Below are 23,697 nucleotides of genomic sequence, written 5' to 3' on the forward strand. Positions count from 1 at the left end.
GAGGACACCCCTTTTAAGGCAAATATTTCATTATTGTTTGTGCAATATCATCTACATCTGCAACTTCATCAACAAGTTGCGTTTCTACTGCTGCTTTTGGCATACCATATACAATGCAAGTTTCTGCTGATTCTGCAATAGCAATGACATTGCCAGTATTTTTTAATGCTTTTAGACCATTAGAGCCATCATGGCCCATACCTGTCATAATCACTGCTACTTTATCAAAATCTTTATATTGACTAACATCTTCAAACATTACATCTACAGAAGGTCGGTGGCCAGATCTTGGTGCTTCTTGATTATCAAGAACAATGCCAAAAGTTGTTCCTACTTTTCTAAGTTTTAAATGATATCCACCGGGTGCAATATAAGCTACTCCATTTTGCAAAATATCGCCCTGTTCAGCTTCTTTAACAGAAATTTCACTTAGCTGATCAAGTCGATTAGCAAGCGATTTAGTAAATCCAGCAGGCATATGCTGAACAATTAATATAGGAGCTTGAATAGACTTAGGAATTTTAGTAATAACCTCCTGAAGTGCACGTGGTCCTCCTGTTGATGTGCCAATTAACACAATCTTCTTTCCTATTTTACTCCATTCTACCATCGGTTTAGTTACGGCTACCTTAGTAGAAACAACATTAGTAGACGTATTTGTTCGTCCATGCTGTTGTGGTTCCTTTATTACTTTACTCACCCTTGTCACTTGTTCTTGTTGTCGTTTACTACCAGAAGGTTTTTTCAATTTGGAAATTGGCACCGTTGCAGCTTGTTCCACTTTGTGCACAAGTTCGTTTTGAATTTTATGTAAATCAAGGGAGATGGTCCCGCTCGGCTTGGCAACAAAATCGACTGCCCCGCCCTCAATTGCTGCAATTGCATTTTCTGTCCCACGTTGAGTGGTACTTGAGAGCATTACTACAGGAACTGGACATTGTAGCATAATTTCTTTTAAAGCATCGAGTCCATTCATTTCAGGCATCTCAATATCCATTGTCACAACGTTTGGCTTCAACGATTGTATCTTTTTGATCGCATCTTTTCCATTTCGAGCTGTTCCAACTACTTCCACCTTCGAGTTGCCAACAAAAAAGTCACTAATTAGCTTTCTCATAAAAGCAGAATCATCCACAACTAAAAGCTTGCTTTTATGCAAAAAGTCCAATTAATCACGCCCTTTCGAGAAAATACTTCTAAGTTTCGATAAAAATTTTTTCGCTGTTTGATCATGTGCATGTATTTCCCCCGCACGTTGCTCCATAAAACGAACGACTATAAGTTGCAATGTCTTTGATATTAATGCGTCTGGATAAGCAAGTGAGAATGGCACTTGCTCGCGCACTGCCTTACGCACAACAGGGTCTTCAGGTAATGAACCAAGAATGATCGTTTCTTTGTCTAAAAAACGTTTCATTGTTAACTGTAAACGTTCATTCGTTTCTATTCCTTCTTCTTTACTGAGAGCGCGGTTACAGAGAATATAAAACTGCTTATCTGGATCTCGAACATGAATATATTTCATCATGGAATACGCATCAGTAATAGAAGTAGGTTCCGCTGTTGAAATGACGATAATTTCATCAATGGATGTGAGTAAATCTAACGACCAATTAGTAGCACCAGCGCCCATATCAAATAAAATATAATCATAGTTTTTTTGAAGTTCTTCAAATGCTTGAATAAGTCTTTCAAACATACTATGAGACCAATCAAGCACACTCGTCATACCTGACCCACCTGAAATATACCTTAAATCGTAAGGCCCTTCAAATATTACCTCATCTAGTAGCTTATTTCCTTCTAAGTAATCTTTTAAACTATAAGAAGCATTTTTCCCAATTAAGATATGGATATTCCCCATCCCAATATCCATGTCTACAATGACAACTCTTTTTCCCTTTTGGGCCAAAGTCATGGCAAAGTTCATTGTGAAGTTACTTTTACCTACTCCACCTTTGCCACTTACAACTGCAATCGCTCTACCTAGTTCGCCTTGCTGTTTCATCATTTTTAAGCGTAATGCTTCAGCTTGGTCTCTCATTTTTCTTCACCTTGAAAAAACAAATTAAGTACTGCTTCTAAATCAGCTTCTTCAATATCTTCTGGTACTTCTTGACCATTCGTATAGTAAGCAAGTCCTTTATTATATTTAATCATTAAATTGATCATTGTGCCAATAGAATTTGTTTCATCCATTTTTGTAAAAATGAATTTTTCAATTGGTAATTGCTTAAATTGATCTACAATATTCTCCATATCCCTTTCTTTCGTTGTCATTGCAAGCACTAAATAAGATTCTGCATGTTCATCGAATTTTATGAGGCGTTGTAGATCATCAACATACTTGACTTCTTTATAATTTCGACCAGCTGTATCAATAAAAACCAAATCTAAATGTGATAATCTCTGGATCGCTTGTTCAAAATCTGTTGCATTGTAAGCAATTTCTACAGGAGCTTGTAAAAGACCAGCATATGTTTTAAGCTGCTCTATTGCCGCAATCCGATAAGTATCTGTCGTAATAAAGCCAATCTTTTTCTTTTTTTCTAACACAGCTCTAGCAGCCATTTTGGCAATGGTTGTAGTCTTACCAACCCCTGTTGGCCCTAAAATGTTTATATATTTTCTTTCGTAGGATAATCCTCCGACTGGAAGAACTTCTAGCTTCTTACGTAGTAAATTTTTTGCTATCAATTTACATTGTGAAAAATTTATTTCGGATGCTTCTTTAAAATGCATAAAAAGCTCATCACCTATCGTTGTGATGAGCTCTTCACTTAGCTCTTGCTGTCTTAAGTATTCAATGAAGGGTAAGAGTTCATCGGGATATTGAGCTTGGGTAGTCTTTTTATGCATCGATTGCATTAATGATTTTAAATCAGCAATTTCTTTTCTCAATTCTTCTGATATGCTAGCATCCTCATGTACTGCTGCTACATCAAGGGGTGGCTCCTGATGTATTTTTGCTTGAATAGCATTTGTAATCTCTTGCAACCTTGCATTTTCTTTTTTTACTACAGGCAGTACAGCTGGTGTTGGTACTGAAGCCACTTGCTGTGGCTCCATTGCATCAATACCCGCAACCACTTCAAAACTCTTCTTTTTTATCATGCCAAAAAATTTCTTTGTGATGACGACTTTTGAATTTAAAATGACTGCGTCCTCACCTAATTCTGCTCGCACTTGCTTCATCGCCTCTGGTATGGATGATGCATAATACTTTTTCATTTTCATTGAACATTCACCACCCCAACACTTTGAATTTCAACCGAAGCATCCAATTCATTATAGGATAGAACCGGAATTTGTGGGAAATAACGCTCCGTTAGTTGTCGTAAATACATTCGAACTGCTGGAGAGCATAATATAATAGCTGATTGCTCCATAAACGAAACACGCTCTACTTCCGCTGCAATAGTTTCTAATACTGTTTGAGAATCTTGTGGGTCCATAGCTAAATAATTTCCGTGATCCGTTTGTTGGATACTATCAGCAATCAATTTTTCTACTTTACCTGAAACCGTAATCACCTTTAATACTGAACTATCCCCAACATACTGCGCTGTAATTTGACGAGCTAATGCTTGACGCACATATTCAGCTAAGATATCCGTATCACTCGTTAATTTTGCATAGTCTGCAAGTGTCTCAAAAATAATTGGCAAGTTACGCACTGATACATTCTCTCGAAGAAGCTTACCCAGTACCTTTTGGATTTCTCCAGTAGATAAAGGTGCAGGTGTTAATTCTTCTACTAAAATTGGATGGGATTCGCGTAAGTGATCGATTAACTGCTTTGTCTCTTGACGGCCTAATAACTCATGAGCATTTGCTCGAATGATTTCAGTTAAATGTGTTGACACCACACTTGGTGGGTCCACAACTGTGTAACCATACATTTCCGCGTCCTCTTTTACTTGCTCTGTAATCCATTTAGCTGGTAATCCAAATGATGGTTCGACAGTATCAATACCTTCAATAGAATCATCGTCGCCAGGACTCATCGCTAAATAATGATCTAGTAAAAGTTCGCCTCGTGCCATTTCGTTCCCTTTTATTTTAATTCGATATTCATTTGGTTGAAGCTGAATATTGTCTCGAATGCGGACTACCGGGATCACGATACCTAACTCCAAGGCAAGCTGTCGACGAATCATGATAACACGGTCTAATAAATCCCCACCTTGAGCGGCATCTACTAAGGGAATTAATCCATAACCAAATTCGAATTCAATTGGGTCCACATTTAATAAATTCACAACATTCTCAGGGCTCTTCATGCCATCAGTAGCCACTTCTTCCTCAATCTCCTGTAATTCCTCTTCATCCTCTGGCTTCTTACGTTCCATCATATAAGCTCCCGCAATTAACGAAAGACCTATTGGCAGCGTTACCCAGTTTGGTATTGGCGTAAATAGCCCTAGTAATACAATGGTACCTCCTGCTACATAAAGCAGCTTAGCTTGAGCAAATAATTGGCCTGTAATGTCTTGACCAAGACTACCTTTAGAAGAGGCTCGTGTTACGACAATCCCTGTAGCAGTCGAAATAAGCAAGGCAGGAATTTGGGATACAATACCGTCCCCGACTGTTAGTTTCGAAAAATGAGTTGCCGCTTCTGCAAATGGAAGCCCCATTTGTACAACGCCAATGATGATTCCAAATAATAGATTGATAATAACCATTACCATTGAAGCGATGGCATCCCCTTTTACAAATTTCGTGGCACCATCCATTGCACCGTAAAAGTCCGCTTCCCCTGCAACTTTTTCACGTCGCTCGCGCGCTTCTTTTTCGGAAATAATCCCCGCATTTAAGTCAGCATCAATACTCATTTGTTTACCTGGCATCGCATCAAGTGTGAAACGTGCCGCTACTTCTGCTACTCGTTCTGCACCTTTTGTTATAACAATAAACTGAATTAACACTAGAATTAAAAAGACAACTAAACCAACAAGAATATTTCCTCCAACTACGAAATCACCAAAAGTTTCAACGACCGAACCTGCATCTCCATTTGCTAAGATGGCACGAGTTGTGGAAACACTTAGTCCTAATCGGAACAAAGTTAATAGTAAAATCACCGAAGGAAAAATGGAAAAATCCAATGCTTCTTTCATACTCATTGCTGTGAGCAGTACAATTAATCCTAATGTAATATTAATGACAATTAAAAAACTTAACATCCACGGAGGAAGAGGGATGATGAGCATCGCAACGATTAAAATAACCGCACCTAAAACCCCAATATCGCGAACTTTCATTTGTGTCCCTCCTACAAAAAGCCTTAAATTTTTCGCTTAATACGATAAACATAAGCGAGTATCTCTGCTACTGCTTTGAAAAATTCTTCTGGTACCTGATCGCCTATTTCTACCTGGTCATACATAGCTCGTGCTAAAGGTCGATTCTCAACCATTATTACATCATGTTCTTTGGCGATCAGTTTAATTTTTTGAGCAATAAAGTCTGTCCCCTTCGCAATAACACGAGGGGCATCCATACTGTCCTCATTATATTTGAGGGCAATTGCATAGTGAGTAGGGTTGGTAATTACTACATCCGCACTCGGAACCTCTGACATCATACGTCTCATCGCCATCTCACGTTGGCGTTGTTTGATTTTTGATTTGATTAGGGGGTCACCCTCACTATTTTTATATTCATCTTTAATATCTTGTTTAGACATTTTAAGATTTTTTTCATACTCATGTTTTTGATACATCCAGTCTAAAACGGATACACAAAGTAATACTAAAGAAGCCGCTATACCCATAATACCAACAAGCTTCCCTACCGTAATGAGAGTCATCCATGGACTTTTAAACGATAACGCCAAAACTTCTGGTAAGTTTGACCAAATAATAATTGTTGTAACACTTCCGATAAAACCAATCTTTAAAACAGACTTTATTAACTCCACAATGGCTTTGACAGAAAATATCTTTTTTAACCCTTTAATAGGGTCCATCTTTTTCAAATCAAACTTCATTGGCTCTAACGTAAAAAGAAAACCAAATTGCAAAAAGTTACCTGCAAGTGCTCCGACAAATGCAATTGCCATAATTGGTACAATGATAAAAGCCATTTGAATCAAAGTTTCTGTAAATAGGTGCATCACACTATCAATAGTTAGTGATTCGATGCGTATGTTATGAATAAAGGTTTGCCTGAAAAAAGCTAATAGCTCGTCACGCAAAGAGCCTGCAAAGAAAAACAAAAAGATAAATACCATTAACATTACAATGGCACTAGAAATATCTTGACTCTTGACAACTTGCCCTTTTTTTCGAGCATCCTGTCGTTTCTTAGGGGTTGCCTTTTCTGTTTTTTCACCCGCAAAAAATTGTAGCTCTAAATTCAGTAGTAGTCTCATATTATCCACCACCTAAAATGGCCATTAAATCACGCATCCCATAAATCATAATCGTAATAAGCTTTTGAATAACTTGAATCATAACGGCCATCATTGTAAATAACACTAAAAAACTAACACCAATTTTAATAGGAAAACCGACAACAAATATGTTTAATTGCGGTACTGTTTTTGCAGTGATCCCTAAAGCTAAATCGACCAAGAATAAGGTCGCTACAACAGGAGCAGCCATCTGGAATGCTATGGCAAAGACTGCTGTGAAAGTTGTGATAATAAATTGAGGAAAGTTTTCGTTCATAAAACTAGGGAATTGATCCATCGGGAAAAATTGATAGCTGTAGTAGATTCCATTAAGAATCATATGATGGCCATCAATCGCTAACAATAAAAGTAGTGCTAGTATATTAAAAAACTGACCGATTAATGGACTTTGAGCACCTGTTTGCGGGTCAATTATATTGGCAATGGCAAAACCCATTTGAAAATCGATAAAGCTTCCTGCAATTTGAATTGCGGACATGATGATATAGCCCATTAGACCAAGTAAAAGTCCAACTAGTGCTTCTTTCATCACTAATAATATGTAATCATCATTGAATGCAAATGGCTCAACATCAATTGTATAGTACATCATCCAAGCTAAAACCAGTGCGAGAGTAATTTTGACTTGAGGTGGAATGGTTCTATAGGAAAAAAAAGGAACCGTTACAAAAAAGGCTGAGACCCGTACAAGTACTAATAAGAAAACCGTTAAATGCGGAATTAATTCATTCATGTACTCACCCTATATAACGCGTTAAATTCTCAAATATGTCTCTCGCATAGCTTGTAACTTGAGATAGCATCCAAGGGCCAAAGAATACGATGGCCACTAAGACAGCAATAATTTTTGGTACAAATGCTAACGTTTGCTCTTGTATCGAAGTTGTGGCTTGAAAGATACTTACCGCTAAACCCGAGATTAAAGCAACTAATAGTAGCGGACCGCTTGTTAGAAGGATAATCATTATAGCACGCTCTGCAATGGAAATAACCAACTCACCTGTCATACTGTATCATCCCCTAAAAACTTTGTAGTAACGATTTCATAACGAGATACCAGCCATCAACCAATACAAATAATAATATTTTAAATGGCAATGAAATCATTACTGGCGGTAACATCATCATCCCCATCGACATTAATGTACTCGCGACAATCATATCGATCACAAGGAATGGAATAAAAATCATAAAACCAATTTGAAATGCTGTTTTAATTTCACTTAAAGCAAAGGCAGGTACAAGCATAGTCAGTGGGATTTCCTCCACTGATGCTGGTTTGTCTGCTTGATTATATGTTAAAAACAAATCAAGATCTTTTTGCCTAGTATGTTTACTCATAAACTCTTTAAATGGCACACTAGCACGGTCATAGGCTTCTTCTATACCTATTTCTTCAGCAAACAATGGTTGTAATGCCTCTTTATTGACCTCTTGAAAGGTTGGTGCCATGATAAAAAATGTTAAAAATAGTGCCAGCCCAATGATTACTTGATTTGGGGGCATTTGCTGTGTTGCCAATGCTGTACGCACAAAGGATAAGACTATGACTATACGAGCAAAGGATGTCATTAAAATTAAAATACTTGGTGCAAGTGATAATACTGTTAGTAAAAGTAAGAGCTTTACAGATGTAGAGACATTCGTTGGATCGCTGTTGGAAAAAATATTGATTAAATCATTCATTTACCATCCTTCTCCTTCTGCTTCCATCTCTCTATCTCATCACTACGCTCCTGTTTTATTTCGGATAGCTTTTTTTCGAATAGATTGCCAAATGAATCTTGCTTTTGCTGCTCATTTTGCACCTTCGCGCTATCTTTTCTCTTAAACTTAGAAAATACTTCTGCAATATACGGTGATGTTGCTGCAAATTCTTGCCTTTCGTTATATAGGGCTAATAGAGCTTCAACTTCTTCAGGGTCTGTAATTTCTCGTAAGAGCTGAACGTCTTCTCCGACCCCAACTAAATACAATGTTTTACCTACCTGTAAAAGCTGAACTGACTTTTGCGCACCTAACGATAAACCGCCTAAATTTTGTACCATTTGATTACGTTGGAAGTTTAAATTTCGTTTATTTAAAAACTTCATCAATCCATAAAATAAAGCTACAACAAAAATAAGCGCCAAAACCATTTTTATGTATTCCCATGCAGATATATCTCCAGCTGCTGTTACAGTTGTTTCTTGTTTAGCAGCTGGATCAGTCGTATCTCCATTACAAGCTTCTGGGTCTTTAATGCAATCCGTGACACTATTTGTATCAGCGTCTGCATAGACAGAAGTCGGTGTCGGGTACAAAAACAGGAAGGATACAAGAAATGCGAAAATCATCGTTAAACGAAATGATTTTAACATTTTCATGCAATCATCCTAGCGCTTTTTGAATCGCTTCAATTACACGATCTGCTTGGAAAGGTTTTACGATAAAGTCTTTCGCACCAGCTTGAATCGCATCGATTACCATTGCTTGTTGCCCCATTGCTGAACACATGATTACAGTTGCACTTGGATCTGTTCCCTTAATTGCTTTAAGAGCTGCAATACCGTCCATCTCTGGCATTGTGATATCCATTGTTACTAAATCTGGTTTTAGTTCATTGTACTTTTCGACAGCTTGTAAACCATCCGCTGCCTCTCCAACAACTTCAAATCCATTTTTTGATAAAATATCCTTGATCATCATGCGCATAAATGCAGCGTCGTCTACAATCAAAATTCTTTTAGACATGGTTAACTCCTCCAATTGAAACTATCTTAAATTATTTAAACGCTCTGCTTGACTTAAAACATCTGTAATACGGACACCAAAGTTTTCGTCAATAACAACGACTTCCCCTTTAGCAATTAAACGACTATTGACTAAAATATCAACCGGTTCTCCTGCTAATTTATCCAGTTCAATAATTGAACCACTTGATAGTTCTAAAATCTCTTTAACAGAACGTTTCGTACGTCCTAACTCTACAGTAACTTGCAATGGAATATCAAGTAGCATATTTAAATTTCTAGCTTCAGATTGAGAGATTACATTTGAATCGAAGCTAGCAAACTGTGCTTGTTGCACATTTACAGGTTGTGCAGGTCTTGCCGGTTGTGTAAATTGTTGTGGCTCCTGATAAATCGGTTGCTGCATCTGTGCTGACTGCTGTTGATAAACTGGTTGTTCAGATGGTGGTGCTACAGGTATTTGCTGTTGAACAGGCGGTGGTGTAACTGGTGGAGCCTCAGGTGCAATAGTTGCTGCCACAGGTTCCTCAAACACTCCTGTTTCACCTAATAATGATTTTACAATATTTTGACTAAATTTAAGCGGTAATAATTGCATTAAATTCGAATCAATTAAATTACCAATTCTTAATCTAAATGAAACTTTCACCAGCAAATCGTCTTCTGGAATATTTTCTCGACCTTCATCTTGCGAGATGTTCATTAAATCAATTGTCGGTGGAGAAATATCTACTTTTTTGTTGAAGACTGTCGACATAGATGTAGCAGCTGAGCCCATCATTTGATTCATAGCCTCTTGAACAGCACTTAGCTGAATTTCACCTAAGTCTGGCTTCGGATTTAATCCATCGCCACCTAACATTAAATCTGCGATAATTGCCGCATCAGATTGTTTAATTACAAGTAAATTCATACCTGTCAAACCAATTGTATATTCAACTTGTACAGCTACATATGGATGAGGAAATTCCTCTTCTAATTTATTACGATTAATCATTGAAATACTTGGAGTTGTTATATCTACTTTTTGACCCAATAATGCTGAAAGAGCTGTGGCAGAGCTACCAAAGGATATATTGCCTACCTCTCCTAATGCATCTTGTGCAAACGAATCAAGGTAATCCTCCACTCGTATCTCATTTATTTCTTCATTTGTTGAAGCATCAGTGTCGTTGTTTTTATCTCCCAACGTCTCGCCCCTTAATAGCGCTTCAATTTCTTCTTGGGAGAGCATTTCATCACTCATCTTCGTCTCCTCCTTTCAAAGGGTCGATAATCTGGATTGCTAATTTTTTGCCCTTTTTACCTGGTTGAACAGTGAACTTCGGCAATGTACCTACTTTTAGTAGTAATGGCGCTTCAATTTTTTGATCTAACTGTATGACATCTCCAACTTGCATTGTTAGGAAATCTTCAATGGTGATGTCCGTTAATCCTAATTCAACTGAGAGTGGTAATTGGGCTTGTTTCACACGTGTTTCAAGCATTTTTGTTTGCTCTGGTGACATCTCTTTCGTATTGGTTTGCATCCAATAGCGAACCGAAAGATTTGGAACAATTGGCTCCAATACAACATGCGGAATACAAATATTAATCATACCGCTTGTCTCACCAATTATCGTATTTAACGAAATAACGACAACCGTTTCATTAGGTGAAATCATTTGTAAAAATTGTGGATTTACTTCAAGTTCCACTAATATTGGATCAATTTCCGCAACATTTTCCCATGCTTCGCGTAAATTGTCGAATGAGCGTTCAAAAAGGTTTGTCATAATTTTTGTTTCAATTTCCGTTAGGTTATCTACATTACTATGACTTGCCCCACTACCGCCCATTAGGCGATCTAACATCGAATAGGCAATGTTCGGATTAATTTCCATCAATATATTACCATCTAATGGTGGCACTTCAAATACATTAATGAGTGTCATATTTGGAATGGAACGAACAAACTCTTCAAATGGTATTTGGTCTACTGATGCAACCGTAATTTGTACATAGCTTCTAAGCTGTGCAGAGAAAAAGGTTGTCAATAGTCGTGCGAAATTTTCATGTATTCGGGTCAAACTTCGGATTTGATCTTTTGAGAAGCGAAGTGCTCGTTTAAAATCATAAACTTTAACCTTACGTCCCTCGTCCTCTTTTTTTATGTCATCCGCTGACATTTCCCCTGTCGATATAGCGGAAAGCAGCGCATCTATCTCGGATTGAGATAACACATCTCCTGCCATTTGCCCACCTCCAATTCAAGCAGTTTCTGTTTTATTGAGTAATGAAGGAGGTAAAATATACTTCCTGAACTTCTCCCTCTTGCATCAACTCATTTAATCTTGTTTTTAATGATTTTTGGAAAATTTGTTTCCCTTGCTTACCTTCTAAGTCCTTTTGCTCCATTTCAGAAAGCTCTTGAATGGCGATGTTTTGCACTTGGAAAACGCGCTTTGTTAATTCTGCAGCAGCATCTTTGCTTGTCGTTTGAATTTTCAATGACAAGCGAACAACTCTTTTATCTGCTAGATTTGTCGTGATCTCTGGTATCTCCACTGTAGCCTCTACAATCTCATCAATGGACGGCTCAACAGCTCCTGTGGGTTTATTAAATTGCGTAAGCAATACAAACAAAATAACCCCAATCAGAATGACTGCTACTAGTAAAATAATAATCATTGTTAGCATTTTATTATTCTTCATCTTCTTCACCTCGTAGATGCGGGTTGGATAGTATTTGTATATTGTTATAAAAGGCAGTTACCTTTTGTCGCACCTCATCTTCACTCTCTAAAACAATTAATTTTGTTCCAGTTGTTAATGTAATAGTCGTATCGGGAAATGATTCGACTGTTTCTATGTATAAAGCATTTAATGTAAATGCTTTGCCATTTAGACGTGTTAGTTCAATCATGAATTAGGGCCGGGTCTAGCATGAGAGCCGGCCCGACCCTCCCTCATATGAAAATATGTTTGTTAAAACGTCCGTTTTGAAAGGACTATATTATTATCGTTTTAAGTTTACTAGCTCTTGTAATATTTCATCAGATGTTGTGATGATACGCGTATTTGCTTGGAAACCACGTTGTGCCACAATCATCTCAGTAAACTCTTCAGACAGGTCTACGTTCGACATTTCAAGTGAACCTGCTATCGGTTTACCTAAACCTGCTTGACCACCTGCTTGTAAATAAGGTTCTCCAGAGTTTGCTGAAACTGTATAGTAATTACCGCCAACTTTCTCAAGACCACCTGCGTTGGAGAATTTAGCCATTACCAATTGACCACCCCATTTCAAGTCTCCATTTGCATCAACAAAAGTAACTTGACCGTCTGGTGCAATACTCATCGATTTTGCATCAGTTGGAATACGGATACGTCCCCATTCTCCACTGTTTTCTGTGGCTGCTGTTGGTAAACCCCAAGTGCCATCAACATTTAAATTCTCACTTGTTACTTCATCCAATTCCGCTGGTGCATCGAAGTCAGTAGACATTGAATCTAAATTTTCAGAGTTAGCAGCTGCAGACCCCATTAGATATTTACCATCTGCATTAACTAGAAAACCTTGTTCATCCATATAAAAATTCCCTGCACGTGTATAGAGAGTATTTGTAAATGGCGTTTCACCTGTTCCTTCACCAGTTCCTGATACTAAATCACCTACTATGAAGAAACCTTCCCCCTCTATAGCTAAATCTAGTCCGCGTCCAGTATATTGTCGCGATCCTGGATTGTGAATAGTATCGATAGATGCAAGTTCTGCCCCTAACCCAACTTGTTTAGGGTTAATACCTCCTATAGTACCTGAAGGAGCAGAAGCACCAGCTGATGTTTGCGACATTAAATCTTTGAATATTACTCGACCTTTTTTAAAGCCATAAGTGTTCACGTTGGCAATATTATTACCAATCACATCTAGCTTTGTTTGGAAGTTTTTAAGACCTGAAATACCTGAATACATAGAACGTAACATATGTTTTCGTTCTCCCTTCGTTTTATATAGGTGAGCTTCTATCAATCAGCATCACCAAGGCTTCCTTACGTAAGAAGGTCCAGCCTTTAAAGCACAATCGTGCCATCAATATTTGTAAATAACTGCTGTTTTGCTTCCGTGCGATCCATTGCTGTAATGACAGTAGCATTTTTAGCACTGACAATTAAAGCTGCTTGATCCATCAAGACTAATGGTTGTTTGACACCTTTTGAGTGTGCTTCAAATACCTTATCCGATACAACCTGCCATTCTTGTTCAGTGATATTAATTTTACGCTCAATAATACGTTCATTCGCATGCTTGCTCACCTTTAGCTCTTGTTTAGAAGCTTCCTGTAAATGAGCCTTAAACGATTGTTGTGTATTGATTGGCTTAGGCTGTGTTGAGCGAATAGATGGATGCAAGGGTACACGATGAATTGAAAATTTATCCATCACTTTTCTCCACCTTTATTCGCTAATCACTGTAAAATCTTTATCTGTTAGTCTTTTATCATTATCTAGTACATAATTAATGACCCCATCTTTATTGGAAACAGAGACGATTCGTCCTTTTAGTTCTTGGTCACCGTCTTTATACGTTACATTTTTACCAATCAATTGGCTAGCTTTCACTAATGGAGATTCAGGTACATTATTATTGCCATTTGAACTAGAGTCGCTAGCTCCACCTAAAATACCAGATATATTACCAGGAGCAATCTCTTTCCCATCAGTTAATTTGAAAACAACATTTCCATCTACAAATTTAAGGGATTCGATAACGCCTGTTCCTTCATTAACCACAGGATTACCTTTTTCATCTTTCTCCTCTGTAATCTCATGCCATTTGACTTCTTTGCCAATAAAAGTTGTATAACTCATCATCTGTGTTTGTTGCTGAGATGCTAGTAAAGATTCCATTGCCTTTGTCATATTTTGCATTTGCTCTAAAGAAGAGAACTGCGCCATTTGAGAAATAAATTCTCGATCATCCATTGGATTTGTTGGGTCCTGATGCTGTAATTGTGTAATTAACAATTGTAGAAAGGCATCCTTACCAAGCTCACTATTGCCTGTTTGTTTCACTGGCTTCTGATAATTTGAGTAATAAAAATCATCAGTTATAGCCGGATTTGTCACTTTCGTAGTAGTATCTGCCATTGTTACACCTCCTCACTTATTAAATAGTCACTAAAGGACATTCCTTCATCTTCGTCATCACTTTTTTGATCCTGTTCTTCGTCCTGTTGTTGTTTAAAGAAATTATTGAAGAAGCTTTGATCACGTTGTTGACGATCGGCATCTTGTAATGATTGTGCAATATCAAGGCGATCTACTTGTATATTTTGCTGAGCAAATGCCTGTTTTAGCTGGTGTGCTTGACTATCAAGCAATTCACGTCCATGAGCTGTAGAAGCCAGTAAACGTGCTGTAAGGACACCATCATTTTGTACAAGTTCAATACGAACCGTCCCTAGATTTTCTGGATACAATTTTATGGTTAAACGTGTAATACCTTGAGCATTCGAAATCTGCGCTCGATTGATAATGGCTTGCATTTCTTTTAGTAAAGCTTCTGATTGAGCAGGCTTAGCCGTTGGTAATGTTACATGGAATGTGTCTGATTTCGTTTGTACAGTTTGTGGCGTAACCATGTCATTTGTAGTTGTTTCACTTTGTTTCATCATTTGGACTTGCTGAACAACTTGCTGGAAGCCTTGTAATGGCAATGTAACAGGTGTTTTAGTTGTTGTTACCTGCAAAGTTCCTACCTGCGTTTGTAATGACGTTAATAGGCTCTTCACAGTCGTTAACAGATTTTCTTGGGATGCTGTTAAGTCTGTCTTTTGCCCTACTAATTGCGCTAATTTCAACACTTGGAGAAGTTGTGTTGCCTCTTTTGGTGTCACTTGACCTTCGCCTTGTAAAGCCGTGCTTATATTCGCCTGTAGTACAGGTGCTTGAGCATCTACTAATGTTAAGAGCTCCCAAACATCACTTGCTTCTTTTTCTTCTCCTAGTAACTGGTGGACTATTTTTTGAAGCTGCTCTTCATCAATCCCTAAAGCATTTAAAATATTTTCTAAATGAAGCATTTCATCCAGTGCCACTGCCTTACCGTCTTCTCCAAGTTGAAGCATTAATAAGCCATCATCGTGAGAAATCCCTAGTAAATCTAGTACTTCCTCCATTGAGTCAGCATTTAATAACGCTTGTAAATCCGCAAGTTCATTTGATGATGTTGTTTTTGATGATTGGGTTGTTTGAGTTGAAGAAGTTAATACTTGCCCAAAAACAGAACCAAAATTTGATAAATTTTCTTTCTTCGGTGTACTGTCTATTTTTCCTTCAGCGTTTCCAATTGTTGTTGACTTTGTTGCTGCAGTTTTAGTAGGTACTGTTTTATTAATCATTTGCATCATTGCTACATCCACTATTTTTCACCTCCTTTCAATTATCCTACTGTTTAGCCATAAGCTCCGTATATTTTGCTGCATCTTTTGCATCCATTTTCTCTAAAATAGCTGCTAATTTATCTGGCTTTAAATTCGTTAAAATCCGTAGTGCTTCTGTATCACTCATATTGATTAACACAGGTGCAGCAGCTTTCGGCGACATCTTATCAAATGTTGATAAAATATCGTTAAAGTCACGCTTCACATCATCTTGTTCACGATTTAATTTTTCAATTTCAAATTGAAGCTGTTCCTTTTCTGTCAGCAGCTTCTCTTTTTCAGTAATTGTTGAATCTAATTTTTTTTGAAGCTGAGTAATCTCGGCTTCTTTTTCTTGTACCTCTGCCTGTAAACTCACTATTTTAGAGTCGTTATTAACGACAGCATCCTTTGCTTGTTGTTCTTCTGAGGGGATAAAAGGTAAACTACCTATTGCCTTTTTTCCTAAATCAAAGACATTTGTATTCATTAAAGTTGCCACAACAAGCAAAACCGCTACTACAAACATAATCGGCAGTACAATCCAAGTAAAAAACTTAAGAAAGCCCCCAGATTTTTTCTTTGGTTGCTCTTCTACTAACTCTGTTGCTAATCGATTGTCTTTCTTTGCCATGAAATCACCTGATTTCTTTCTTGTTATACGTTTGTAATGAAATTTCATCTAAAAAAAGGCTTTCTATACGATCTTGCTCTTGTTGGAAATGCTTAAAATCCTTTTCTCTCATTTTTTCAAATTTACGTACTTCCAAGTTTTTTTCTAATAGTTTTTCTTCGTGCCAATTCATCTTAGCACGAGCTTGTATCACTTTCTGTTGTACATCTGCAATTGTTTTTTCGAGACTATCAATAAAACGACTATAATGATGAATTTCATCTATGGATGAACCAACCATTAAACGCTCCTGCTGAAATGTAATTAAATCTTCTTTCTTTTTTAGCAAGTCATATAATTTCGTTGCTATTTCTTCAAAAGAACGGACAGATTCCTTATAAGCCATTTCGGTTTCGTTTTTTTCTTGCTCGCGAATAGTTAACACTTTTTCAAAACGATACACATAACTGACCATCTATTTCGCACCACCGTTCGATAATGTTATTAACTCATTGACACTTTCTTCAAGTGTCACTTTATCTAAGTAACCCTGTTTAAGATAAGCAGTAATGAGCGGTTCATAATGAATTGCTTCATCAATCTCTTTAGAGGTTCCTCTTTTATAAGCACCAATATTGATCAAATCCTCTGATTTGTCGTAAGTATAATAGAGTTCTCTTAATCGCTCAGCAGCTTTCTTATGAGTTGGCTCTGCAACATGATTCATCAAACGACTCACACTTTTCAAGACGTTTATGGCTGGATATTGCCCTTTGTTGGCAAGATTTCGATCCAATACAATATGACCATCTAATATCCCTCGCACAGTATCCGCAATGGGTTCATTCATATCGTCACCATCTACTAAAACAGTATAGAATGCTGTTATAGAACCCTTTTCATTGGTGCCTGTACGTTCTAGTAATTTAGGCAATATCGCAAAAACCGAAGGCGTATAACCTTTTTGTGCTGGTGGTTCTCCTGTCGCAAGTCCAATTTCACGTTGTGCCATAGCCACACGTGTCACGGAATCCATCATCAGCATGACATTTAAGCCTCGATTTCTAAAATATTCGGCGATTGCTGTTGCTGTAAATGCCCCTTTAATCCGCATTAATGCTGGTTGATCGGATGTGGCTGCAACAACAATCGATCGACTTAAACCTTCAGCACCCAAATCACGTTCGATGAATTCCCGAACCTCACGACCACGCTCGCCTATTAGCGCAATGACATTCAAATCTGCTTGTGTATTTCTTGCGATCATACCCAGTAAAGTACTTTTACCTACCCCAGAACCGGCGAAAATACCAACACGTTGTCCATTTCCAACTGTTAGCATACCGTCAATAGCCTTAACTCCCACTTCAAGCCTTTCATTAATTGGTGGACGAGTTAGTGGGTTTGGTGGATCTTGCTCTGTAGGGACTGTCATGAGACCTTTAGGTAATAGAGTGCCATCAATTGGATTCCCCATAGAATCCAATACTTTGCCGATTAACTCAGGACCCACTTTTACTTCCAGTGGGGCTCCCGTCCCTTCGACAAGGCAGCCAATAGATATTTCACGTAAGGAGGTAAAAGGCATCAAGACGACTATTTCATCTTTAAAACCAACTACCTCTGCTAAAATAATCTGGTGACCGTGATTTACAGTTTCAACATGAATTTTACAGACATCACCTATAGAACTATCTGGACCTTGCGACTCAATCATTAAGCCAACAACTCTAGTAACCCTACCAAACTTTTTAAAAGTTGGGATATGCGGAATTTGTTCAATTAATTGAGCCGCTTTCATCAAGATCATTCCTTACTCTCTAATATTTCATGTAACTTTAATCTAAGTGCATTTAATTGCTCATCGATACTAACCATAATTCGCCCATGATTTGTTTCAATATAGCAATCTGTCTCATTATCTAAATCTTCATTTACAAAAATCATAAATGGTACGTCTATTGGGAACATTTCTGCTAATTCATCTCGGTTGGTCGTAATTAAAGCATAATAAGCTGGCGAAACATAAATTTTAATTTCCTTCATTTCTCTTGCTTCTTTCAGCCCTCTACGCACAATCGATACAAATAGTTCGTTATCCTGTTCTAACGAAGTACCAATAATTCTTTCTGCAGCAGTTAAACCTAACTCTAAAATTACCGCTTCTTGATCCTCAATATATTTTTGAGCATTTTCTTTCGCTAACATCATTATTTCGTTCGCTGTTTGAAGTGACTGAGCCATTGCTTCAGTGGCCTTATTCACGCCATCTTCATAGCCTTGTCCAAATCCCTCATCATAAGCTTCTTGAACACGATTGGGTCTCTCTTCCTCCCAACTTAGCTTTAAATGTTCAATTTCTTGAAAGTGTCTATGCTTTTCCTGTTCAAACATCTCTCGTTCAGCTTGCAAAGCAGTTCTTGCTTCAGTAAGTAAACGATCTCGCTCTGCCACGACTTCATCCAACGTTAATTGATGCTGAGGAGGTCCTTCTTCTTGATATTCTTCCACCACTTCAAACATATCACGAATCTGTATTTCTTTGACATTATCGCTATCAGACTTAGTGTAAATAGAACGGATGATTCTAGACAATGACGTCATCTCCTCCACCACGAGCAATAATAATCTCTCCAGCATCCTCTAGACGACGAATAACAGCAACAATACGAGATTGTGCCTCCTCTACGTCACGTAAACGTACAGGTCCCATAATTTCCATTTCTTCTTTAAATGTTTCAGCCATACGTTGTGACATATTACGGAATATAATATCTTTTACCTCTTCACTTGATACCTTCATTGAAAGCAGTAAGTCTTCGTTTTCACAATCACGAATAACACGCTGAATGGAACGATTGTCGAGTGTAACAATATCCTCGAACACAAACATACGTTTCTTGATTTCCTCTGCAAGTTCTGGGTCTTGTATTTCCAGTGCATCGAGTATCGTTTTTTCTGTTTGTCGATCTACTCCATTTAAAACTTCAACGACTGCATCAATACCACCAGTTTCTGTATAATCCTGCGTAACGGTTGATGATAATTTACGCTCTAACACAGATTCAATTTCGCTAATCACTTCTGGTGAAGTCGATTCCATGACCGCTATACGTTTAGCAATGTCAGCTTGTACTTCCTGTGGTAAAGAAGATAAAATAACCCCTGCTTGCCCTGCCTCTAAATAAGAGAGGATTAGGGCAATTGTTTGAGGATGTTCATTTTGGATAAAGTTAAAAATTTGCGATGGATCAGCTCTTCTAGCAAAATCAAACGGCCGTACTTGTAAAGAAGATGTTAGTCGATTGATGATTGTTTGTGCTTGTTCTACGCCAAGTGCTTTTTCTAATACTGTTTTTGCATAGCCAATACCACCTTGTGTGATATAGTCCTGCGCGAGAGCAATATTGTGAAATTCTTCAATAATTTCTTCTTTTACATTTGATTCTACTTTTTTAACACTTGAAATTTCTAATGTTAAACGTTCAATTTCTTCCTCTGTTAAATGCTTATAGACAGAAGCTGAAACTTCAGGCCCTAATGAAATTAACAAGAGAGCGGCCTTTTGTTTTCCGGTTAATTCTTTATCTTTCTTGGACACAGCCGAACCTCCTAGTTAGTCTTCAGCAATCCAACTACGCAGTAACTTTGCAAAATCGTCTGGCTTTTCTTTGGCCATTTTTTCTAGCTGCTTACGACGCATTGTAGCTTCCGTTTCAATTTCTTCATTAATATCATCAACCATTAATTCTTCTTGTTCTTCTAGGATACTTAACTCTTCTTCTTCCTTCGCACGTTTACGTGAACGGATAATGAAGAATGCTAGTAATAAGATAACAGCTAACAAGATACCCCCGATAACCCAAACCCACCATGGAATGATTGGTTTTTCATCAGCTACCTCTGTTGCCTTACCGTATAATGGTTGTACAGATACCGCCACTTTTTCATCGATCTGCTCTTGAGTAAGTTCTGCTGCTACGTCTTTGGAAATTGTTGTACGTACAATTGTACTTAAAATTTTCTCAATATCTTCTCGAACACCATCTGGTAATGACGCTGCGTCAGTTGCTGTCGGTGGTTCAACAATTACTTGAATCCCAATATCCTGAATTTTATAAGGAGCTTCTTGAATATCCTTACGTATACGGTTCACGTCATTATTAATCGTCTCTTCCGTACGTTCATAATCACCATTTCCTGCTGTACCTTCATTATAAGTTGTGAAGTTATCAGTAGTTGTTTCAGCTTCAGGTGTTCCAGCAGCGGCAGCTGCTCCTGTACCAGAATATTGCTCTGTAATTCGCTGAGCACTTATGGCAATACCTTCCATATTTTCTTCATCAACAGGTGTCACAAGATTTTCTTCACGATTTTCTTTCTTGAAATCAATATCCGTTGTGACAGAAACCATTACTTTATCTTGTCCCATCAACGTTCCAAGCATATTTTGCACTTGACGTTGTAGATCTCGTTCTACCAATTTCTTCATTTGTAATTGGCCTTCAGCTGTTGTTGTGGAAGTACCATCAGCTGTTGCTGCATTCAGATCAAAGTACTCTGAAAATTGGTTAGAGATCACGATATTTTCAGTCTTTAAATTCGGAATACTTTTTGACACTAAATTGTACATTGTAGTTATTTGCTGTTCTGTAAATTTATAGCCAGGATCAGTATTTAAAACGATAGATGCGGTTGCCTCTCCTTGAACATCCGTTACGAATACACCTTCCTCAGGAACAGTAATCATCACTTTTGCATCTTTTACGCCTTCCAAATTTTTGAAAAGTTTAGCAATTTCAGTTTCAGTAGCTGCTTTTTTTAATAGGTTAAATTCATTATCAGTCATACCAAATCCTGAACTATTAGCAAATGAGTAATCGATTGAACCTGTTTGCGGATATCCCTCTGAAGCTAATTGCACTAATAAGGAGTCAACTTGCTCTTCTGGCACTAAAATAGATGTTCCACCTGGAGCAATTTGATAGGTCACACCTTGGGAATCTAGCGCTTCCTTTACCTGTCCAATTTCCCGTGTTGATAAATCTTTATAAAGTGGAACATATGTAGTTTTGGAAGCAAAAAATGTCACAATTGCTGCTAATGCGATTACACCTACCACGGAGCCAATCATAACTATTTTTTGCTTTTTACTTCGACTTGTCCAAAATTGACTGGTGTCGTTTTTTATTTTTGTCAATCGTTCATTCATTATGAATCCTCCGGTTATAGTGAATAACCTAGCCATCAATAATTTGCGAACATAATGAGCCACACTAAGTGGTGGTTGTTAATCTATATTGAAAAGAGGTTACTTATCTTTTCAATAAAATTAAACACTCATGCGCATTATTTCTTGGTAAGCTTCAATCACCTTATTGCGAACTTCAATTGTTGCGTTTAGGGTAATGCTTGCCTTTTGCGAAGCAATCATCACTTCATGCAACTCCACATTTTCACCTTTAATTAGCTTCTGAGTAAACTTATCAGAAGTTATTTGTTGATCATTTACTTTTGCAATTGCTTCTTTTAACGAGTTCGCGAAGCTTTGTTGCGCTTCATAAGGTGTAGCATTCAGTTTATTCGTGTTATTTACAACCTGAGTAGGTGTCATTAGCGAAATGGACGAAATGGCCATGTATGTATCTTCCTTTCTACTTAAATTTATTTACCAATCTCTAAAGCCTTTGTAAGCATGGATTTATTCGCATTAAATACAGTTATATTCGCCTCATAAGAACGAGTAGCCGACATTAAATCAACCATTTCTTTCAATGGGTCGACGTTGGGCATGTTTACATAACCATCTGCATTTGCATCTGGATGAGTTGGGTCATATACAAGTTTGAAAGGTGTTTCTTGATCTTCTGAGATTCGAGTAATTTTCACACCATTACCAACACCACTTTTTGCATTTTTACCTAGTGCTATATTCAAAAAATTTGAAAATTGTCCTTCTTCTGCTGACAGCGTCACGGACTTACGTCGATATGGTTCCCATTCCCCATTTACTTGACGAGCGCGAGTTGTATCCATGTTAGCCATATTAGAAGAAATAACATCCATACGTAAACGCTGCGCTGTTAAAGCGGAGGCAGTGGTATTCATCCCATGAAAAATAGACATCTATTACTTACCTCCTTTAATAACAGTATTCAATGTGTTTAATTTCCCATTAACACGATCGATTAGAGCATTATAATAAATTTGATTCTCTGCTAATTTCGCTTGCTCAGCATCCATATCTACAGCATTCCCATTGTTTCTATATCGCAAGTTCTCAACAATATTGACACCTGGTGTAGCTTGTCGAAACGTGAAATCATAATGTCTATTATCAGTGCGGTATGCAGAAATAGCTATGCTCTTCTGCTCTTCCAACATATCCTTAAAACTAACATTTTTCGCCTTATAATTAGGTGTATCGACATTCGCGATATTATTTGCGATTGTTTTATGATTTAAAGTGGCATAGGAAAGTCCATTTTCCAGGCTACTAATAGTTCCTCCAAATAAATTCAAAACTGTTCACCTCATTTTATTTAAAATCTATGTACTTGTTAATTTATCCAATAATACAATTGTAATTAAGATGATACCTAGTGTCTATTGTCTTTTGTCACTTTTTAATAGTCTATACGCCCTATTTTTTCTCCCCCTTAACCATGACAAAACTTCCCCATCCTTTGTGTCTCTAGGCTTCAGTAAAGATTAATAATCATCTAGTTATTTTACACCATTTCGACAGTGTTTACGATTTTATTGTGAAAAATGCCTTTTTATGAGGTTAATCGCCTTTTTTAATCCTTTTAAATAAAGGTCCCTTTTTACTAGTTCGATCACTGTAGGAGTATTTTTTATAGAGTGACCATAAGTTTATTCACCATTATTCCAAAGTAACATACCAACATTTTTTATATGCTAATCGTCGTGACAAATTATCGAACATTTTTAGGATAAAAGCAACGAAATCCATGTTTTTGTATTAATACTCTAAAAAATAAGTGCCCTAAAATTTCGAAAATACACAAAAAAACGTCTATATTTACCATAGACAGCATCATAGTTTTGAAAAACAATACATTTTACGAAAGATGAAAAAGGCTTTCATTCCACGCTACATACTTGCCACTACACTTCTCTCTCACTCAGTTTAAACTTCTTAAGCAGGTGTTGTTTAAAGTACAAAACTACCGCTCTGTTTAAAGTCTCCCCTTTCTCACAAGGGAATCAATTAGCCTTCTACTCCACCGTTCTACATTAAAAGCAAAAATTACGATCGCTAGTCTGAAAGGTCACTTTTCCTCATGGTCGACTAACGGATTCATTGTCCACGCCTCTGGAATGGTCGATGACGAACCCTAATGCACCCCCTCACCTTTCTAAAAGGTCTTTTTCAAATTATCTACTTCAACAACATAAAAAGGTCTATGTTTACCATAGACGCTTGAGACTGTAGACAAACTCAATGAATTTTGAGTTTGCCTACAGTCTTTTTTCTTTTACAATAAAATAAAGTAAAGCCGT

The 23,697-nt window shown here is 37.4% G+C and carries 27 protein-coding genes; all 27 read right to left on the minus strand.

Translation table 11 applies throughout. From position 1 onward, the window contains the following. Positions 1 to 13: 13 nt before the first annotated feature. The 27 genes from HCH28_RS19680 to flgB all read right to left on the minus strand — a co-directional run bounded on the left by HCH28_RS19680 (position 14) and on the right by flgB (position 22,692). Entirely contained in the window at positions 14 to 1,168 is a 1,155-nt protein-coding gene (locus HCH28_RS19680; protein WP_221682754.1) for a protein-glutamate methylesterase/protein-glutamine glutaminase, read from the minus strand. Beyond that, positions 1,169 to 2,044, minus strand: a complete 876-nt coding sequence (locus HCH28_RS19685) for a MinD/ParA family protein (RefSeq protein ID WP_221682755.1) — start codon at positions 2,042 to 2,044, stop codon at positions 1,169 to 1,171. After that, positions 2,041 to 3,237: a flagellar biosynthesis GTPase FlhF gene (flhF, locus tag HCH28_RS19690; protein WP_221682756.1), complete on the minus strand. Its 1,197-nt coding sequence runs from the start codon at positions 3,235 to 3,237 to the stop codon at positions 2,041 to 2,043. Before flhF ends, HCH28_RS19685 begins: the two co-directional genes overlap by 4 nt. Next, entirely contained in the window at positions 3,234 to 5,267 is a 2,034-nt protein-coding gene (flhA, locus tag HCH28_RS19695; protein WP_221682757.1) for a flagellar biosynthesis protein FlhA, read from the minus strand. Before flhA ends, flhF begins: the two co-directional genes overlap by 4 nt. A 23-nt stretch (positions 5,268 to 5,290) precedes the next feature. Continuing rightward, positions 5,291 to 6,379 (minus strand): flagellar biosynthesis protein FlhB, encoded by a 1,089-nt coding sequence (gene flhB, locus HCH28_RS19700; RefSeq protein WP_048391594.1) that lies wholly within the window; start codon positions 6,377 to 6,379, stop codon positions 5,291 to 5,293. Between the two features lies 1 nt (position 6,380). Further along, the gene (gene fliR, locus HCH28_RS19705) at positions 6,381 to 7,154 is read right to left on the minus strand and encodes a flagellar biosynthetic protein FliR (protein ID WP_221682758.1); all 774 of its coding nucleotides are present in this window, start codon (positions 7,152 to 7,154) and stop codon (positions 6,381 to 6,383) included. 4 nt (positions 7,155 to 7,158) lie between these two features. Then, positions 7,159 to 7,428 (minus strand): flagellar biosynthesis protein FliQ, encoded by a 270-nt coding sequence (fliQ, locus tag HCH28_RS19710; RefSeq protein ID WP_004269285.1) that lies wholly within the window; start codon positions 7,426 to 7,428, stop codon positions 7,159 to 7,161. Between the two features lie 13 nt (positions 7,429 to 7,441). Beyond that, positions 7,442 to 8,107 carry a flagellar type III secretion system pore protein FliP gene (gene fliP / locus HCH28_RS19715; RefSeq protein ID WP_004269286.1) on the minus strand — a complete coding sequence of 222 codons (666 nt, stop codon included), beginning with the start codon at positions 8,105 to 8,107 and terminating at the stop codon, positions 7,442 to 7,444. After that, positions 8,104 to 8,787, minus strand: a complete 684-nt coding sequence (locus HCH28_RS19720) for a flagellar biosynthetic protein FliO (protein WP_009371154.1) — start codon at positions 8,785 to 8,787, stop codon at positions 8,104 to 8,106. The genes fliP and HCH28_RS19720 overlap by 4 nt, the downstream gene beginning before the upstream one ends. Before the next feature lie 4 nt (positions 8,788 to 8,791). Continuing rightward, positions 8,792 to 9,154: a response regulator gene (locus HCH28_RS19725; RefSeq protein ID WP_004269288.1), complete on the minus strand. Its 363-nt coding sequence runs from the start codon at positions 9,152 to 9,154 to the stop codon at positions 8,792 to 8,794. 21 nt (positions 9,155 to 9,175) lie between these two features. Continuing rightward, positions 9,176 to 10,399 carry a flagellar motor switch phosphatase FliY gene (fliY, locus tag HCH28_RS19730; protein ID WP_221682759.1) on the minus strand — a complete coding sequence of 408 codons (1,224 nt, stop codon included), beginning with the start codon at positions 10,397 to 10,399 and terminating at the stop codon, positions 9,176 to 9,178. Beyond that, entirely contained in the window at positions 10,392 to 11,387 is a 996-nt protein-coding gene (gene fliM, locus HCH28_RS19735) for a flagellar motor switch protein FliM (RefSeq protein WP_004269290.1), read from the minus strand. The genes fliY and fliM overlap by 8 nt, the downstream gene beginning before the upstream one ends. Before the next feature lie 31 nt (positions 11,388 to 11,418). Beyond that, entirely contained in the window at positions 11,419 to 11,847 is a 429-nt protein-coding gene (gene fliL / locus HCH28_RS19740) for a flagellar basal body-associated protein FliL (RefSeq protein WP_004269291.1), read from the minus strand. Then, positions 11,837 to 12,058: a flagellar FlbD family protein gene (locus HCH28_RS19745; RefSeq protein WP_048391601.1), complete on the minus strand. Its 222-nt coding sequence runs from the start codon at positions 12,056 to 12,058 to the stop codon at positions 11,837 to 11,839. The genes fliL and HCH28_RS19745 overlap by 11 nt, the downstream gene beginning before the upstream one ends. Before the next feature lie 93 nt (positions 12,059 to 12,151). After that, entirely contained in the window at positions 12,152 to 13,120 is a 969-nt protein-coding gene (gene flgG, locus HCH28_RS19750) for a flagellar basal body rod protein FlgG (RefSeq protein ID WP_221682760.1), read from the minus strand. An 86-nt stretch (positions 13,121 to 13,206) separates the two neighbouring features. Beyond that, positions 13,207 to 13,575: a TIGR02530 family flagellar biosynthesis protein gene (locus tag HCH28_RS19755; protein ID WP_221682761.1), complete on the minus strand. Its 369-nt coding sequence runs from the start codon at positions 13,573 to 13,575 to the stop codon at positions 13,207 to 13,209. Between the two features lie 15 nt (positions 13,576 to 13,590). Continuing rightward, a complete protein-coding gene (flgD, locus tag HCH28_RS19760; protein WP_221682762.1) occupies positions 13,591 to 14,283 on the minus strand; it encodes a flagellar hook assembly protein FlgD in 693 nt (230 codons plus the stop codon). A gap of 2 nt (positions 14,284 to 14,285) precedes the next feature. Continuing rightward, the gene (locus HCH28_RS19765; RefSeq protein WP_221682763.1) at positions 14,286 to 15,557 is read right to left on the minus strand and encodes a flagellar hook-length control protein FliK; all 1,272 of its coding nucleotides are present in this window, start codon (positions 15,555 to 15,557) and stop codon (positions 14,286 to 14,288) included. A gap of 25 nt (positions 15,558 to 15,582) precedes the next feature. Then, positions 15,583 to 16,191, minus strand: coding sequence for a MotE family protein (locus tag HCH28_RS19770; protein ID WP_009371153.1), 609 nt, complete (start codon positions 16,189 to 16,191; stop codon positions 15,583 to 15,585). Between the two features lie 4 nt (positions 16,192 to 16,195). Then, positions 16,196 to 16,645: a flagellar export protein FliJ gene (gene fliJ / locus HCH28_RS19775; protein ID WP_004269298.1), complete on the minus strand. Its 450-nt coding sequence runs from the start codon at positions 16,643 to 16,645 to the stop codon at positions 16,196 to 16,198. Further along, complete coding sequence (gene fliI, locus HCH28_RS19780; protein WP_066037836.1) at positions 16,646 to 17,971, minus strand: flagellar protein export ATPase FliI; 1,326 nt, start codon at positions 17,969 to 17,971, stop codon at positions 16,646 to 16,648. A 5-nt stretch (positions 17,972 to 17,976) separates the two neighbouring features. After that, positions 17,977 to 18,765, minus strand: coding sequence for a flagellar assembly protein FliH (gene fliH / locus HCH28_RS19785; protein WP_221682764.1), 789 nt, complete (start codon positions 18,763 to 18,765; stop codon positions 17,977 to 17,979). Beyond that, positions 18,758 to 19,771, minus strand: a complete 1,014-nt coding sequence (gene fliG, locus HCH28_RS19790; protein WP_193831172.1) for a flagellar motor switch protein FliG — start codon at positions 19,769 to 19,771, stop codon at positions 18,758 to 18,760. Before fliG ends, fliH begins: the two co-directional genes overlap by 8 nt. Positions 19,772 to 19,786: 15 nt before the next feature. Further along, positions 19,787 to 21,382, minus strand: a complete 1,596-nt coding sequence (gene fliF / locus HCH28_RS19795; RefSeq protein ID WP_048391617.1) for a flagellar basal-body MS-ring/collar protein FliF — start codon at positions 21,380 to 21,382, stop codon at positions 19,787 to 19,789. A 120-nt stretch (positions 21,383 to 21,502) separates the two neighbouring features. After that, positions 21,503 to 21,808, minus strand: coding sequence for a flagellar hook-basal body complex protein FliE (gene fliE / locus HCH28_RS19800; RefSeq protein WP_221682765.1), 306 nt, complete (start codon positions 21,806 to 21,808; stop codon positions 21,503 to 21,505). Between the two features lie 26 nt (positions 21,809 to 21,834). Next, positions 21,835 to 22,296: a flagellar basal body rod protein FlgC gene (gene flgC / locus HCH28_RS19805; protein ID WP_221682766.1), complete on the minus strand. Its 462-nt coding sequence runs from the start codon at positions 22,294 to 22,296 to the stop codon at positions 21,835 to 21,837. Positions 22,297 to 22,299: 3 nt separating this feature from the next. After that, positions 22,300 to 22,692 (minus strand): flagellar basal body rod protein FlgB, encoded by a 393-nt coding sequence (flgB, locus tag HCH28_RS19810; protein WP_004269305.1) that lies wholly within the window; start codon positions 22,690 to 22,692, stop codon positions 22,300 to 22,302. Positions 22,693 to 23,697 lie beyond the last annotated feature (1,005 nt).

The sequence above is a fragment of the Lysinibacillus sp. K60 genome (genome assembly GCF_019731275.1).
Taxonomy (GTDB): Bacteria; Bacillota; Bacilli; order Bacillales_A; family Planococcaceae; genus Lysinibacillus; species Lysinibacillus capsici.

Excerpts from the sequence above, each read along its gene's own strand:
- fliL (WP_004269291.1), bottom strand. The coding sequence starts at position 11,847 with ATGAAGAATAATAAAATGCTAACAATGATTATTATTTTACTAGTAGCA.
- HCH28_RS19770 (WP_009371153.1), bottom strand. The coding sequence starts at position 16,191 with ATGGCAAAGAAAGACAATCGATTAGCAACAGAGTTAGTAGAAGAGCAA.
- HCH28_RS19685 (WP_221682755.1), bottom strand. The coding sequence starts at position 2,044 with ATGAGAGACCAAGCTGAAGCATTACGCTTAAAAATGATGAAACAGCAA.
- fliI (WP_066037836.1), bottom strand. The coding sequence starts at position 17,971 with ATGAAAGCGGCTCAATTAATTGAACAAATTCCGCATATCCCAACTTTT.
- HCH28_RS19755 (WP_221682761.1), bottom strand. The coding sequence starts at position 13,575 with ATGGATAAATTTTCAATTCATCGTGTACCCTTGCATCCATCTATTCGC.
- fliJ (WP_004269298.1), bottom strand. The coding sequence starts at position 16,645 with ATGGTCAGTTATGTGTATCGTTTTGAAAAAGTGTTAACTATTCGCGAG.
- flhA (WP_221682757.1), bottom strand. The coding sequence starts at position 5,267 with ATGAAAGTTCGCGATATTGGGGTTTTAGGTGCGGTTATTTTAATCGTT.
- fliR (WP_221682758.1), bottom strand. The coding sequence starts at position 7,154 with ATGAATGAATTAATTCCGCATTTAACGGTTTTCTTATTAGTACTTGTA.
- HCH28_RS19725 (WP_004269288.1), bottom strand. The coding sequence starts at position 9,154 with ATGTCTAAAAGAATTTTGATTGTAGACGACGCTGCATTTATGCGCATG.
- HCH28_RS19745 (WP_048391601.1), bottom strand. The coding sequence starts at position 12,058 with ATGATTGAACTAACACGTCTAAATGGCAAAGCATTTACATTAAATGCT.
- flhF (WP_221682756.1), bottom strand. The coding sequence starts at position 3,237 with ATGAAAATGAAAAAGTATTATGCATCATCCATACCAGAGGCGATGAAG.
- fliQ (WP_004269285.1), bottom strand. The coding sequence starts at position 7,428 with ATGACAGGTGAGTTGGTTATTTCCATTGCAGAGCGTGCTATAATGATT.
- fliF (WP_048391617.1), bottom strand. The coding sequence starts at position 21,382 with ATGAATGAACGATTGACAAAAATAAAAAACGACACCAGTCAATTTTGG.
- HCH28_RS19720 (WP_009371154.1), bottom strand. The coding sequence starts at position 8,787 with ATGAAAATGTTAAAATCATTTCGTTTAACGATGATTTTCGCATTTCTT.
- fliP (WP_004269286.1), bottom strand. The coding sequence starts at position 8,107 with ATGAATGATTTAATCAATATTTTTTCCAACAGCGATCCAACGAATGTC.
- flgG (WP_221682760.1), bottom strand. The coding sequence starts at position 13,120 with ATGTTACGTTCTATGTATTCAGGTATTTCAGGTCTTAAAAACTTCCAA.
- fliM (WP_004269290.1), bottom strand. The coding sequence starts at position 11,387 with ATGGCAGGAGATGTGTTATCTCAATCCGAGATAGATGCGCTGCTTTCC.
- fliE (WP_221682765.1), bottom strand. The coding sequence starts at position 21,808 with ATGGCCATTTCGTCCATTTCGCTAATGACACCTACTCAGGTTGTAAAT.
- flgD (WP_221682762.1), bottom strand. The coding sequence starts at position 14,283 with ATGGCAGATACTACTACGAAAGTGACAAATCCGGCTATAACTGATGAT.
- fliY (WP_221682759.1), bottom strand. The coding sequence starts at position 10,399 with ATGAGTGATGAAATGCTCTCCCAAGAAGAAATTGAAGCGCTATTAAGG.
- flhB (WP_048391594.1), bottom strand. The coding sequence starts at position 6,379 with ATGAGACTACTACTGAATTTAGAGCTACAATTTTTTGCGGGTGAAAAA.
- flgC (WP_221682766.1), bottom strand. The coding sequence starts at position 22,296 with ATGTCTATTTTTCATGGGATGAATACCACTGCCTCCGCTTTAACAGCG.